11 protein-coding genes and 1 pseudogene are annotated in these 13105 nt (G+C 48.5%); 2 read left to right on the top strand and 10 right to left on the bottom strand.

The features are described 5' to 3' along the window. The first annotated feature begins 250 nt into the window (after nt 1-250). Entirely contained in the window at nt 251-1333 is a 1083-nt protein-coding gene (locus tag CRO87_RS21355) for a hypothetical protein (protein ID WP_255252530.1), read from the top strand. Nucleotides 1334-1349: 16 nt separating this feature from the next. Here the strand turns inward: CRO87_RS21355 and CRO87_RS22920 are convergent. Then, a pseudogene (locus CRO87_RS22920) lies at nt 1350-2179 on the bottom strand (helix-turn-helix domain-containing protein); the annotation flags it as partial. 559 nt (nt 2180-2738) lie between these two features. On the opposite strand from CRO87_RS22920, the gene CRO87_RS21345 reads away from it, so the two are divergent. After that, entirely contained in the window at nt 2739-2990 is a 252-nt protein-coding gene (locus CRO87_RS21345) for a HigA family addiction module antitoxin (RefSeq protein ID WP_176504355.1), read from the top strand. Between the two features lie 1403 nt (nt 2991-4393). Here the strand turns inward: CRO87_RS21345 and CRO87_RS22640 are convergent. From CRO87_RS22640 to CRO87_RS21305, 9 genes are all read right to left on the bottom strand, one after another. Continuing rightward, nucleotides 4394-5239: a hypothetical protein gene (locus CRO87_RS22640; protein WP_141398729.1), complete on the bottom strand. Its 846-nt coding sequence runs from the start codon at nt 5237-5239 to the stop codon at nt 4394-4396. A gap of 321 nt (nt 5240-5560) precedes the next feature. Then, entirely contained in the window at nt 5561-6058 is a 498-nt protein-coding gene (locus tag CRO87_RS21340) for a fimbrial protein (RefSeq protein ID WP_255252529.1), read from the bottom strand. 50 nt (nt 6059-6108) lie between these two features. Continuing rightward, nucleotides 6109-6645, bottom strand: a complete 537-nt coding sequence (locus CRO87_RS21335) for a fimbrial protein (protein WP_369680105.1) — start codon at nt 6643-6645, stop codon at nt 6109-6111. Between the two features lie 15 nt (nt 6646-6660). Continuing rightward, nucleotides 6661-7203 (bottom strand): fimbrial protein, encoded by a 543-nt coding sequence (locus tag CRO87_RS21330; protein WP_097164917.1) that lies wholly within the window; start codon nt 7201-7203, stop codon nt 6661-6663. Nucleotides 7204-7213: 10 nt separating this feature from the next. Then, on the bottom strand, nt 7214-7876 hold the full coding sequence (locus CRO87_RS21325; protein ID WP_255252528.1) for a fimbrial protein: 663 nt from the start codon (nt 7874-7876) through the stop codon (nt 7214-7216). A gap of 42 nt (nt 7877-7918) precedes the next feature. Further along, nucleotides 7919-8734 (bottom strand): fimbria/pilus periplasmic chaperone, encoded by an 816-nt coding sequence (locus tag CRO87_RS21320; RefSeq protein ID WP_303622083.1) that lies wholly within the window; start codon nt 8732-8734, stop codon nt 7919-7921. A 29-nt stretch (nt 8735-8763) separates the two neighbouring features. Then, entirely contained in the window at nt 8764-11358 is a 2595-nt protein-coding gene (locus tag CRO87_RS21315; protein WP_097164916.1) for an outer membrane usher protein, read from the bottom strand. A 107-nt stretch (nt 11359-11465) separates the two neighbouring features. After that, a complete protein-coding gene (locus CRO87_RS21310; protein WP_097164936.1) occupies nt 11466-11957 on the bottom strand; it encodes a fimbrial protein in 492 nt (163 codons plus the stop codon). Between the two features lie 181 nt (nt 11958-12138). After that, on the bottom strand, nt 12139-12660 hold the full coding sequence (locus CRO87_RS21305; RefSeq protein ID WP_097164915.1) for a fimbrial protein: 522 nt from the start codon (nt 12658-12660) through the stop codon (nt 12139-12141). Between the last annotated feature and the right edge of the window lie 445 nt (nt 12661-13105).

Below are 13105 nucleotides of genomic sequence, written 5' to 3'. Positions count from 1 at the left end.
CGTGCTGCCAGACGAATGGTTATGGTGCTAACGCCGTCATCGGTGCGCAAAATATATACTGCAACCCATAGCGTGGGAATTTCCCTACGCGCAATTAGGATTATGACTACTCCCTCTGCACTCTTTTATTCTTATTATAAGAAATAACGTAATAATTCATATTAATTTCCCGGGATCGCGAGATTGAAAAAATGCTATTTCATAAGTTGATCATAAAAATGGGAAATTTCGAGTATCAAATGGTTATGGTATGAAAGTCAAATTCATTTTAATGACATCATTAATATCTATCAGTATAGCAACAACATCAGTCTCAGCCCAAACCGTTACAGTAGGAAAAGGGGCTGGCATATTATGGAGGGGATTCGAATTTGATATAACTCATACATTTAAAAGCGAGAGCCAAAGACACCCACTTAATAGTGGCATACTTGGTGTTAGTTCGTGGTCGTCGTCCTTAAGTTGCATTAACAAAGGGATAAAAATGATAGCTGGTTATCCCGCATTCTCAATCGGCGACGGATTGGGGCTTGTTGTAGAAGCAAGAGGTCATGCATCTTATACAAGAGTTGATGGTACACACGAAATATTAAGTGGTACCATAGGTTTCCCAGAAACAAGAGGGAGTTCAACATCAAGGTCAACAATAATCCCAAACAGTGGTGATTATTGGTGTTTGCCCGCTTCAGCGACTGATAACCCCCATTTTTTCAAGACAAATAGTTCCATAGTGACGACACTGTCAGGTTCATGGCTAATAGTCGGAGACGGAACACAGAAAACAGGGAATTATCGTTTATTCCCAATGCTGCTTTCCCGTGCGTCGTACGCCAGCCTGAATCAGGACGTACAAGTATTTCCTAGCAATGTTGATATACGTGTAACCACATTAGATTGTACTGTAAATACTCCAGCATCTATTAACTTTGGCGGTGCTACACGCAACACTCAACCCGGTGCAGAACTGGCAGTGCAAAGCGTTCCATTAATCACAACGTGTGGACAGCACTCTGATTATGTCAATGCTAATATCAATCTCCAGTTTCGTGCTATCAGCAACCTATTCGACAATACACCTTCCAGACTAGCCCTGGACCAGGGGGCGGGCTATATTACGGGAGAAATTAATAACGGCGTGACAGGAAGTGGGGGGTGTGCAGGAATAAGCGGCCTGCGTTTCGATAATAGCCCGATAAAGGTTGGCAACCTAACCACTAAAGACATCAGTAAAACCTTCACTAATCAAATTACCTGGCGATTATGTTCCGGTGGGAATAACCTACCTACAGGTTCTGTTTCAGCGGCAGCAGAAATGTCTGTGACATTTAACTAAATTTTCTGTAGGTTCACAGATATATCATTTTGCCATAGCGGAATGTCAGTGTTTTAGACAGTTTACGCAATTTCTGCCAGGCGAAGATATCATCCAGCTCTTCGTTGCTTTCAGCCACGGGTCGATTCAGGTCTTTAGGGGATTTTGCTGGTCTTGCGAAGCGACGATTGAAGTCAGCGATGAATGTATCCAGCCAGGCGTTGGCTGCTTCAATACTACTGATTCCCTCGAGACGCATCTCCTTGATAAGCCGATCCTGAAGTGTCTGGTTTGCCCGTTCAGCGCAGCCTTTGGCTGAGCCGGCATTAGCACAGATCCCCGTAATGTTCAGCTCATTCATGGCGCGGCCGAACTGAGTCTGACCATCACCACCTGTGGCCTGCTATCGATGCTCACTGCCATCAATCTTTATCAGCTCGCCGGTACAGGCTCGTCGCGGGCGTGGCTGATGTACCCGGGGAGCCCGTAACTTACGGGGGATCCATAAACCATCCCGGGTCATCAGCTTACGCACAGTCTCTTTAGCCAGATAGCCAGATAGCCAGATAGCCAGATAAAGGGTCTTTAACTTCAGCGAGCTTCTCACAGGCTAATGTCGGCCCAAAATCAGAGTAACGTTCACGGATGATGTGTAATGCACGTTCAGCGAGGCCTGGCATCAGTTACCGGTTCCCTGGCTGGCCACGATGATGGTTAACCAGTGAGAGCGGACCGTGTTCGTGGTAGCGTTCGAGCAAGCGGCGGCAGTGCCTGTCTGAGATCTCCAGCCGGCTGGCTGTAAGAACGTGTTGTGAGGCGCCGGTCGATAACGTCCTGAAGGATCCTGAGTCGGTTTACATCATTCATTGAGAAAAACTCCGTTCCGTATGCCGTCATAAGTCTCATCCTTTGAAATCAGCGATCGCTGTAGTGAGACACTAGCGCGGACATGTCTATATTTTGGTCAGAAACGGACATATCAAGAAAGAAAAAGGTTCTTACCCGGTAAGTCCAGATAACTGCCAAAGCGCAAAAACAGCCGCTTGGCTTTACAAGCCAAAAAAGTGGCTGATACTAACTCACGAAGGATGATTTGTTTATGGTCATGGTTTTATAAAAGATTATTAAATTTCTTTTTTTCATCGCCTTAATCCCTCATAGCATGTTTATTGTGTAGGTGAACCGTGCTTATTCTGTAGGTAAACTGTGGTTATTATTTATGTGCCGCACAAAAATGTAGGTATTCTGTGGTTATTATGCAGGTATTCTGTAGGTAGCCTATCTGACTGGCATAAACCGATCAAAACTACAGGCACGACGGCGATGTATACACGGGGATAAATCCCCGTGTAACAATCGCGTGCCAAAGGGGACGCCCCTTTGTAACCTGTTAATGCGGTTCTACGAACCTGGAAGGAAAAATCAAATGACCAGTACTAAAAAAAATATTCCTCATCCGGGCGTTATCGTGCACGGTGAAATGGAGTATCTCGGGATTACGGATGACGAACTGGCGCAGCAGATGAGTCTTGAAGTAGAAATTCTTCGGCTGCTGATCGAGGGAAAATGTAGCATATCGGAAGAAATAGCCAAAAAACTTGAACAGGCGATTGGCAGCACGGCAGAGCAATGGTTGCGAATTCAGGAAACTTACAATGCTCGTGAGTCGTTAAACTGATCTAACGCGCCTGCGGCTTGTTTAACGCTTCATGCCGACAAATTTTATTTGCCGTTTTTCACCGTTTTCGATTGGAAAGCGGCTCTCGCAAACCAGTTCGAGGTCCACCAAAGGTGGGGAGCTATGCCGTTTCATATATTATCGTTCTCATAAATCCTTTATGATGCTGTTTTTTATTGAATTATTATTTTTTCATGTGCCATGACCTTATCCAAAGGTGGGGAACCATGCCGTTTACGTGGCTCCGATCGCTTCAAAAGCGATTTAAGCATTTGCAAATCGAAGATGAGTGAAGGTATCGTCAAACCCATTTGATGCAGTTGTGAGCGCCCAGAAGCCTGACATCTTCAGGAAACCGAAGTCTTTGTGTGGTAAGAGGCAAGTAAGGTGCATGAGCCATTGCATTGCCGCAAAATTCATTCGGCCTATGTCATTGCAGATGTATTTGCCACGTTTCAACTGGTGAGGTGTCGGCGTGGCCATCCGTGCAGCATAATCACTCACAGACTGCGATTGTGATGATAGTTCATTCAGGAACGCGACGAAATACCGGAAATATTTCCGGTGTTTTGGCGGGTTGGACAAACCGGAGGCGCGTCAGCATGGCATTGAATCACCTGAATTACACGTTTCTGGCCGTGGTATTGAACAACAGACCTAACAGATGGCAAGCGTGATGGTATCAGCGCTGGAGAAAGAGCTTTCAGAGGTCATTAACGACCAGCCCAACGGGGGACAACGCCCACAAAACTCCGGATTCTGTCTGACTCTAAACGCAATTTTGCGGTGCGTATAATCTACCTTATGTTAAATAATTGTTTTTATATCATAATTTCAATTAGTTACATTCCACCTAAACGTTTGACACGCTTTGCAGTGACTCCCATTGCCGCTGGCGAACAGCATTTCGCTATCAGTCCATTAATATCGCTGACAGCTGCAGGATGGAATTTTCGACGGCCAGTGCATAAAATCCCTACAAGTGTAATCTTCTAACCCAATGCCCCAATTCGAATAGGACATGGGTCTTATCATTCATATTTAGAAGGTCACTGTCCCCCAAATCAGCAACATAGCCAACATAACCATGACTAGAATCATTAGGCTTGCATATAAAAAATGCATGGATTTCACCCAGTAAAATTACACGCGAATTAAGAAAATATACCCAACCAAAAAATAGATGATTTTAAGTTATAGGTGGGGGGTGCCAATCAAAAAACATCCATTTTTTAACACACCTAGTGACATTCACGTTCAGACAGCAATCCGTATGAACAATGCTTCGCAGCGATGAAATTCGAGTGTGTATTTTATTTCTTCCTAACTTTCTGCTCATCATTCATTGATTGTTTCACAAATTAATTTGATAATGGTAGTTTTGCCAAGCGAGAATAATAAACCTAGGGCAGGGCTAGGATTAGAATTGTATTCCCACTATAATCCCCAGCGCTTACCTTTGATGTTTTGTTAAGAATTGACTTCATGGGTAAATAATTTGCTCCGGCCAATAGGGATACCTCCACACCAGACTTTCCAAGTACTTGATTATTTAGATTCAGGGTAGATGTTAAACCTGGAGTGAGGACTACGGTATCGACAGCTGAGTAAATCTTTGCACTCATAGCTGAGTTACAGTCAACAATTAGGCTGGCAGATTTTTCATTCCCCTGCAGATTCTCCGAAGAGAGGGCCCCATGATCAAATTCAAGGATGCCAGGCAGTGAACATTGCCCTGCAGGTGGTGGTGCTACACCACAAATCATAGAAGGTAGCATTGGCATTCCTTCAGCACCATCAACAGGAAGAAGGACACCCACTGTAGTTGAATAGAACATCCCAACACATTCTGTTGATAATTGCTCCCCCTCATGCCTCATTATTCCGGAGTATGGAAACGGAAAAGACGAATTATAGCACTGGCCCAATTCTCCAATAGTAGGCGCTGTTGCCATACAAGGGAGATTAATAATACTGCGGATAGATGAGTATTCAAACATCGGCCCGCTCGTTCCTGCCGCTACATGGCGATGCCCAATAAATAGCACACCTTTATTCCGCATGTATAATGGATTCGGAGTTGGGTCAGAATAGTCCCAGTTATGCATAGTATATAAATAGTCTACTTGTTTGCATCCCCCGTTAGGGAGACAATCCTTTGTGTTGATTGATGAGTCAATGGTGGAATTTATTCCGCATAAAGCAGGCATGGAAAAAAACATAAGAGAATAAGTTATTATCTTTCTCACGATTAAAACTCCCGATGTGGTATTAGCACTGAACCAATGCATATATCAGCGATGCTAGTTATTTGATTGTCAGCCACTAAATATAATAGCGATCATCATGCGTTCGCATTGTTTTATTGATGAAAACAGAAGCCCATTAACTTGTTGTCCCCTTCTATTTTTATGCCTAAACGTACTCACACAACATCCAAAGGCGCCGAGACGTACAATGCTCCATCAAATTTATTTTGACAACAGTGGCCTCCAGAATATATAGCGGACCTTTAAGTACTCACCCTTACTAAGAGTTATTTAAATGTCACTAGTAAATATCATTTAAAATTACTCATATTCCAGATTGAATATCGCTGTAGCAGTAAACGTTCCTCGACCGATGTTATGGTCGATAATGGCCTGCGGCTCTCCCTGCACGTATGCTTTTAGCGCTATCGAGCTATTACCATTCAGCAGCGGGAACGCATCGCTTTTCTTGTTGATGGGTAGCTGCTGGGCGGACGGTGTCTCCAGACCTATAGCAATTCCCGAAACATTGCTACTACCATCCAACGCTAATAACCCCGGAAGCTGTGTATTTTCCGAACCTGTAAACTTCACTTTAACAGTTTTTCCCAAGCTTATGTCACACTCCGAAAGCCGAATATCAAATCCCAGCCCTTGCGTGCGCGTATACTTGTACAGGTATTTGTCCATTATGGTTCCAAAATCCAGCTGGATTTCCTCATCTCCCGGCAGTATCACGCACGGCTCCGCCACCAAGGCGCCGTACAGATGAACGTTGTTAATTGTGGCCTGTGTCGGCAAGCTACTTATTGCGAGCATCAACAGTCCCCCCATCCTTGTGCGCCGAGTGCGTATCATTATTCGTTTCCTCATTGGTAATCAGCTCGCAGCGTCGCCCACGCCTCAAATGCCCCTTCAGTCAACGTGCTACCGATATTCTTGATGGGAACCGCTTCCAGGATCGGTGGGCTGTTCAAATCAATCGCCACCGTACTGTTCGGTGAGAACGGTACATTACCGCGGTAAATCCGAACCCCTAGATTGTCTTTGTCGGTCACCAACGCCTCATTGTCAAAACTCGCCGGCGACCCCGTTAGACTCAAGTTCAACACCCATTTGCCGGTCGTGCCACGGTTGGCGCTTTTACAGGTAATCTGATAATTCAATGGGGTACGGTAGTTACTACCATCCACCTTGTTAATCCCAACCCGATCCCCAAAATCAACCTCAACCCGGTTATCATTATTAATGACACATGGAGGCGGCTCTATCAGAGTGCCGTGGAATGTCATATCCGCACTGCGGTCAGCTGACCACGCAGGAAGAGTAAGGCTCAACATGCAGGTCAACGCCATGACGGTCATCGTCATCAGTGTTGTCGGTGTGATGTTTATCTGTATTTTCATCGCTCTCCGACTCCTTTATTGATACGCCACATTCATGATCGCCGCTGCAGAGAACTCTCCACCCGTCAGGGTAGCGCCTCTCTGTTGCACAGGAACCGCATATAGTTCCGGTTTTCCTGGGTAGGTGAATTTAATTTGGTTGTTTATCGTGTAAGGTGCGCTCCCTTCCAGCAACCGGACACCCAGACCGGCCTTGTCGGTCAGCAGCGCTGCGCCATCAAAGCTGGTCGCATTGCCCGCTATCGTCAGCGTCAGTGCATTGCTGTTCCCACCGATGCAAGTCAGGCTGTAGTTCACTGGCATCTTGTAGTTATTGCCGTCCACCCGGGTGGTCATCACCTCACCAAACTCCACCGTGATGGGCTGATCTCCATTGACGACGCACGGTGGCGGCGCTATCACCGAGACCCTGACCGTCACCGTGCTACTAGCCACCGACTCCATTAACGGCAACGCCATCAGCAGAGCAATAAGCGGGCGAAGCCAGACCTGGCCCGCCTTTTTAGAGGCTTGCTGGGGGCTACATCCGGTGCCGTCTACGACTGCTACTAGTGTCATGACATGCTCCTCAGTCATAGCTCAGATGAAAATCCACCACGGCTCGATAGCTACCCGCCATCAGGCTGGCTGACGTCCGTTCAGGCGTGATGATATACGTAAGAGTATTCTGGCCTGGCGTCAGCAATAAAGGCTTTCCTCGACTGCCCAAGCGTACATCCTCGCCCCTCCAGTCCTCCAGGCGCAGTCCCAGCCCAGCGACGCCCTGTACCTTCACCAGTTGTGGACTATCCGCATCCCGGGTCGATTGAAAACTAACCGTAACTGCAGGCTGGTCATTACCCCACGCCAGGCCACCAGTACGCAGGTCACGACTGCTGGCCGGACTGCGCAGGCAGTCCATTAGGCGCAGCTCAACCCGTACTGGTTCGCCCCTGTCGCCAGTGTTCTTCAACTGCCCAGTACCGATAGCCCCGAGATTGACATCCTGACGTGCGCTGTCCATGTCCAGACGGCAGGCACTCTCAGTCAATGTACCATGTACGTACAGAGAACCGTTGGCTCCGTCCACGTCCCAGTTGTCTACCTCCGCATAGGCCGGTGGTAAAAAAAACAATATCGTCCCCAGCGTCAACGGTACCATCAGCGCTAGTCCGCTCTGCGTACCACAGTAACCCGCATCACTCCACACTTGTGAATGGCGCCTCGCGGTGTGTTGTTCATCCCTTGCCATCTGTTCCTCCCCCTGGCATCGATGCCCGAGTCAATCAGTTGATTACTTGCTGCCCTTCTTCTCTGGCACCACTGTGCAGCTGCTGCCATTGCATTTAAAGTTCAACTCCGGACGACCGCCATAGTCGTTGACGTAGGTTAGTACCGGGCTATTGCCCACACTGGTCGCAGAAGTGGTCAATGGCAGGTGGCCCTTTGGGGGCACCATCATCGGTTCAAAACCCTTCACACCATCACCACCCTTCCTGCTGCTCGCATCCACAATCGTCACGTAGTACGGTGTCGGATTGTTCACTGTGTACTTGTCACCCTGCTTACTTAAGGTCAGTTGTTCCTGCGGTGGTGGTGCATTTTTGTCCATGGCAATCGCTGCCGGGCGGTAGAACAACTTGATACGTGTCTGCAGTGCAATCTGCAGCGTGTTAGGCTTGCTGCTCTTCGGCGGGATTTCCCGCAGGTTGAAGTAGAAGAGCGACTCCTTGTCCTGTGCTAATAACTTGGTCGCAGGTAAAGCCTGTACTTTCAACTGGCTCGGCTTGCCCGGCTCAACACGCTGTACCGGTGGCAGCACCGTTAGCGGACTCTGTATTTTGTTACCCTGCACATCCTCAATCCAAGCCTGCGCCAGGTATGGCAACTGCTTGTTCTGATTACTGATGTTCAGGCTTACCGAACTCTCACTGCCATCAAAAATCACCCGAGTGCGATCGAGAGCAATGGCCGCCTCCGCAGATTGCGCTGTCAATGCCCCCAACAACAGGGTGACCGCCGCGATCAGCGCCTGAGAGGAGTATTGTTTTGTTGTTACCTGTTTGGTTGTCGTTGCATAGCAGTTTGACATCATGGTCTGTTCACTCATCAACATCATTGGGGTCTTCGCGCGCCGTCTTAAAACTGCACGCCCTTATCATCAAGGAAAATCTGCTCCTGGAGCGATTTCTTACCGTCATAGACCGGGGCAGGGAAATTCAGTGGGTGACACGGCAACAGTAATGTGTTCATCAGCATGTCCACCGGCAGCGGTGTCGGCATGCGCACCTCACACTGCGCTACCCCATTCCAGTGCACCGTCATAACGTCACCGGCATTGATACCACTCAGATAAACGCTTCCTCCGTCATTGACCAAGCCAGTCCCCTGCTTGCGGGCATTCATCACCGTGGCACCAAACGGCGGTTCGCTACCGTTAGCCAGCTTGATAACCGCCATCGCTTTCTCGCCGGCAATCACTTCAAGTTGACGGTAACCAATGGCTCCTTCAGTCAAGGTCGCCTGAACGACCGACTTGGTCGCCTCGGCCTTGTCACCCAATTTGTTCAGGTCGATACTGGCCTTATTGCGGTAGTAGCTGTTAACATCACTGATAACTACCTTGCCCCAGGTATTGGTACGACTGGTGCTACCGTAGCCGCGCACCGGAACATTTGGTACGCCCTCAGTATCAATCAGGATGCGCGTCCCCCCCATTGTACTGGCACGATGCAAGGCCCCTCCCTCGGTAGTCAACGTCATCCCACCCTGGGCCGACAGGCCGAATGCGCTGTAACGCCCTTCTTGGTAACTGGTGTTGGCACTCAATCGAACCACATCCCCTTCATGGTTATAATACCCTCCCAGATTGACGCCACTGCGTGAACTGCCCGCACTTAATTGGTAGTTATTATGTTCATCAACTCGGTTGTAATAGCCAACGCGATGCGTGATGTCGCTACGGTTCACAGTGGTGTTGTAGCTCACGGAGGAGTGGCCGCCCCATGGCATCGACAGCGACAGGTATCCACCGTTATCTTTGGTGCCGTTATACTCATTGCGATACCCCGAAAGCGACAGGCTAATATTGCGGAACGTCCCGATATCGAAGTTACGTGACAACGTAAGGTTGTAGCGGTCATTTGGCGCCCGATCCCAGTAAGTCTCATGGCTGTAATTGAGATAGGTGCTCAGCCCCCAGTCACGGAACTGCTTATTAAAGGTGATCGTGTACATCTCCTTTCCATTCCCGGTTCGCGTACCATGATAACGCGCATCCAAATACTCAGACATGCTCATGAAATCTTCTTGTGAGAAGCGATAACCAGCAAAAGTGACCTGACTATCCAGCGCATCAAAATTCTTCGAGTAACTCAGACGATATGAACCACCAGTCAGGGTGCCTTCCTCTTGTTGCGGCAACCGTGCCCGTGATTGAGTGGCATCAAACGACAGTGCTCCCAATACCATCAGGTCGCGCCCAACCCCGAGCGACAGGGCGTTATAATCGCCCGCTACCAACGCCCCACCGTACATCGACCAGCCATTGCTGATACCCCAAGAGAATTCTCCAGTACCAAACAGAGGCCCGCGCGAATGATGCCTCCAATCGGAGGGTTTCCCGTTCGCCAGTTTAAAACGTACCGAACCTGGGCGCGTCAGATACGGAATGTGGGCAGTGTTCATAAGAAACTCATGCACGCTTCCATCCTGCTCTTCGACACGTACTTTCAGTTCACCACTAACCGCATCATTGATATCCTGAATACGGAATGGACCTGACGCGACGGTGGTCTCATACAGCACCCTGCCCTGCTGGCTGATAATTACCTTTGCATTGGTGCTCGCCACACCCACAACTTCCGGGGCGTAGCCACGCAGGTTCGGTGGCAACATATTGTCGTCGGACACCAGACTGGCACCGATAAAACGGAAACTATCGAATATCCCAGAATCCAGATACACCTCACCCAATGTCAGCTTGGAGCGTAGCGACGGAATAGCGCGATAGGCGTAATAGCGACTCCAGTCCAAGTTTTTGCTGGTTGGCTGCCCAGAGCCAGTTTGATGATTAAGGTTACCCTGCCAATCAGCACGCAAGCGCCAAGACCCCGCATTGGCACCAGCAGTCCCGTTACCACTCAGGCTGTAACCACTAGCCCCTGTTTTCTGCTGACGCTGATTCTGGGCATTGATGTTATAATCGAACAGCAACCCTGGAATTCCTTCATCCCATCGGGAAGGTGGATCCCAGTTCTCTGCGGTGTACTCCAGAAAGGCCTGAGGAATACTCAGGTACAGTGATGAAGTCGACAAATCACCGCGACTCTCCATACCCTGCAGACTGGCTTCATCCAGACATTCCCCCCGGTGCCACCAGACCATATCTTTGAGCACCCCTTCTTTCAGACCCAGTTGTTCAACCAGCGCCTTGTTTATACAAGCCCGGCTGCCATTGAGGTCGTTGTCAGGAGGATAAAACGGGATCGGTAACTCCTGCAGGTCACTATTGTTGATGTGCACCACCATATTGTAGGTGCCCGGCATGATGTAACCCCCGCGGGAAAACTGACTCAGGTCGATGTTCTTGCGGTCGTTGACATCTAGCACATCAGTGTTGAATTGAATGTCGTCAGCGGCGAACACCACCGTGGAGGGAACACCCAGTGCCAGAGATATACACAACCCCGCCCTCTGAAGCTGTGCGAATTTACCCGTCGGTGACAATTTCATACCCCTAACCTTTTTATCGTTATCCATTTTATGACGTGCACGTCAAGCACCCAGCCAGGATGTGCCGATGACACAAGAAAACGCCCCATTCTCCGCAGGACGCGTATTCAGAAGTAATCTAACTTGAAGCGAATGGTAGAGAAGTAATCCCCAGACCTCAGTGCGTGGTTATTGGCAACCAGTCTCAGGGTATAATCGAGCTGCAGATCACCAGGGATGATATTTTCCAAGGGCAGCGCCTTTCCGGGCATGGCGACATTACCGACTTTGTCGAGAATGCGTAATGCAACGCCGGAAGCGTCACCACGCACTCCAAACAAGTCTCCTTCCGCATCCCCGTCAAACGTGACCTGAAATTGCTTCCAGTCCGGCTTGTTACTGTATGGACGCTCCAGTACGCAGTTCACCAGTTTGATGGAAAAATCACGGCGAATGCCCTGACCATCGCGAATGATGTCGGCAATTGGCACCCTCCCCATGTCTATCACTTGCTCGCGACTGTCCACTGAAATGGCGCACGCCGTATCAATAATGGCTCCTTGCATGCTTACCCGCCCTTGCCCTTGCTGGGTTGCGGAAAACGCTCCTGAGGCAAGCATGAAAGAAAACACTAACCCTGCTGCTTTGATTATTTGCCCCATGAGCCCACATTCCTTATGCCATGACAATTGATCAGCCCATGCCTCACTGCATGCCTACTGAGGGGGGGCGTTATTGGTCAGTGAATTGCATGCAGGGAAACTGCATACAATTCATATAGGTGTTGCTATTAGTCGAGGCTTACTGGTATGCCAGGGTCCAGTTAGCCACAGCAGTGAAGTCACCCGGGACGATGGCGTTAGCCTTTCCCTCGCCTTGTAGGTGAGCTGCAAAGTGGATGGTGCTATCGCCGTTAGCCAAGATGAATGGAGTGGTTGCGTCACCCAGTTTCACAACACTGCCGTTGTGAGTGATAGCCACACCCGCACCACTTGCACTACCAGCAATGCCCAGCAGGTCAGCGTTATTGGCAGAGGCCACTCCGCTAAAAGTTGTTGTCACAGTTTTCAAGGTGGCGACATCACACTGCTCCAGCTTGATATCGAAGTTACGAGGAATAGATTTTCCACCATCTTTCAGAGCTACATTGGACACTTGTCCCAGATTAACCACCTGATCTTCAGAGTCAGGATGGATGGAGCATGGTGCATCGATGATAGAGCCAGTAAACGTGACTTTGCCGCGCCCTTGGTCAGCAGCGTGAGCAAATGAAGATACGCACAGAGTCATTGCAGTAGCCAGCATGATTTTGTTCAGATTCATAAAACAGATCCTTCTTTAATATATGATGAGATTAAAGTTATAACACGGCGATAATAACAAATAGATGGTGTAACAATATTATCAAAATATCATGAAGATTAACTGATACACACATCATACAATGGGAATGCGATAGCAATAATATAAAGATCCGTATCACACAACCTATGCGAAGCACCTCTATTGATTGTCTCACATTCTCGCTGAAACATATTTTCTCAAATATCCCGAAAATTAAAAGATATTTTTGATCAAAAAAGCAAATGCGAGACTTCGCATCGCAAACAAATGCGTTCAATGCGACTAAGTAGTGGAACAGATCGATATTAAGACATGTTTAGCACAAAACACCGAAATTGACGCAAAGAGGAGAGTTACTGATCGCGAATGGCAATGAATCGCTATAATAGTTTAATGAGATACCAATTCATCGCACCTTCTCCTG

This window comes from Enterobacter sp. CC120223-11 (assembly GCF_900215375.1).
In the GTDB taxonomy this organism is placed as follows: Bacteria; Pseudomonadota; Gammaproteobacteria; order Enterobacterales; family Enterobacteriaceae; genus Scandinavium.
The sequence above is the reverse complement of the archived record's forward strand: the minus strand, read 5'-3'. Positions and strand labels throughout refer to the sequence as shown.

What these genes read in the sequence shown, in the direction of transcription:
- CRO87_RS21335 (WP_369680105.1), bottom strand. Translation starts at nt 6,645, where the DNA reads ATGAAAATACAGATAAACATCACACCGACAACACTGATGACGATGACC.
- CRO87_RS21320 (WP_303622083.1), bottom strand. Translation starts at nt 8,734, where the DNA reads ATGAGTGAACAGACCATGATGTCAAACTGCTATGCAACGACAACCAAA.
- CRO87_RS21330 (WP_097164917.1), bottom strand. Translation starts at nt 7,203, where the DNA reads ATGACACTAGTAGCAGTCGTAGACGGCACCGGATGTAGCCCCCAGCAA.
- CRO87_RS21310 (WP_097164936.1), bottom strand. Translation starts at nt 11,957, where the DNA reads ATGCTTGCCTCAGGAGCGTTTTCCGCAACCCAGCAAGGGCAAGGGCGG.
- CRO87_RS21315 (WP_097164916.1), bottom strand. Translation starts at nt 11,358, where the DNA reads ATGAAATTGTCACCGACGGGTAAATTCGCACAGCTTCAGAGGGCGGGG.
- CRO87_RS21340 (WP_255252529.1), bottom strand. Translation starts at nt 6,058, where the DNA reads ATGCTCGCAATAAGTAGCTTGCCGACACAGGCCACAATTAACAACGTT.
- CRO87_RS21345 (WP_176504355.1), top strand. Translation starts at nt 2,739, where the DNA reads ATGACCAGTACTAAAAAAAATATTCCTCATCCGGGCGTTATCGTGCAC.
- CRO87_RS21305 (WP_097164915.1), bottom strand. Translation starts at nt 12,660, where the DNA reads ATGAATCTGAACAAAATCATGCTGGCTACTGCAATGACTCTGTGCGTA.
- CRO87_RS21355 (WP_255252530.1), top strand. Translation starts at nt 251, where the DNA reads ATGAAAGTCAAATTCATTTTAATGACATCATTAATATCTATCAGTATA.
- CRO87_RS21325 (WP_255252528.1), bottom strand. Translation starts at nt 7,876, where the DNA reads ATGGCAAGGGATGAACAACACACCGCGAGGCGCCATTCACAAGTGTGG.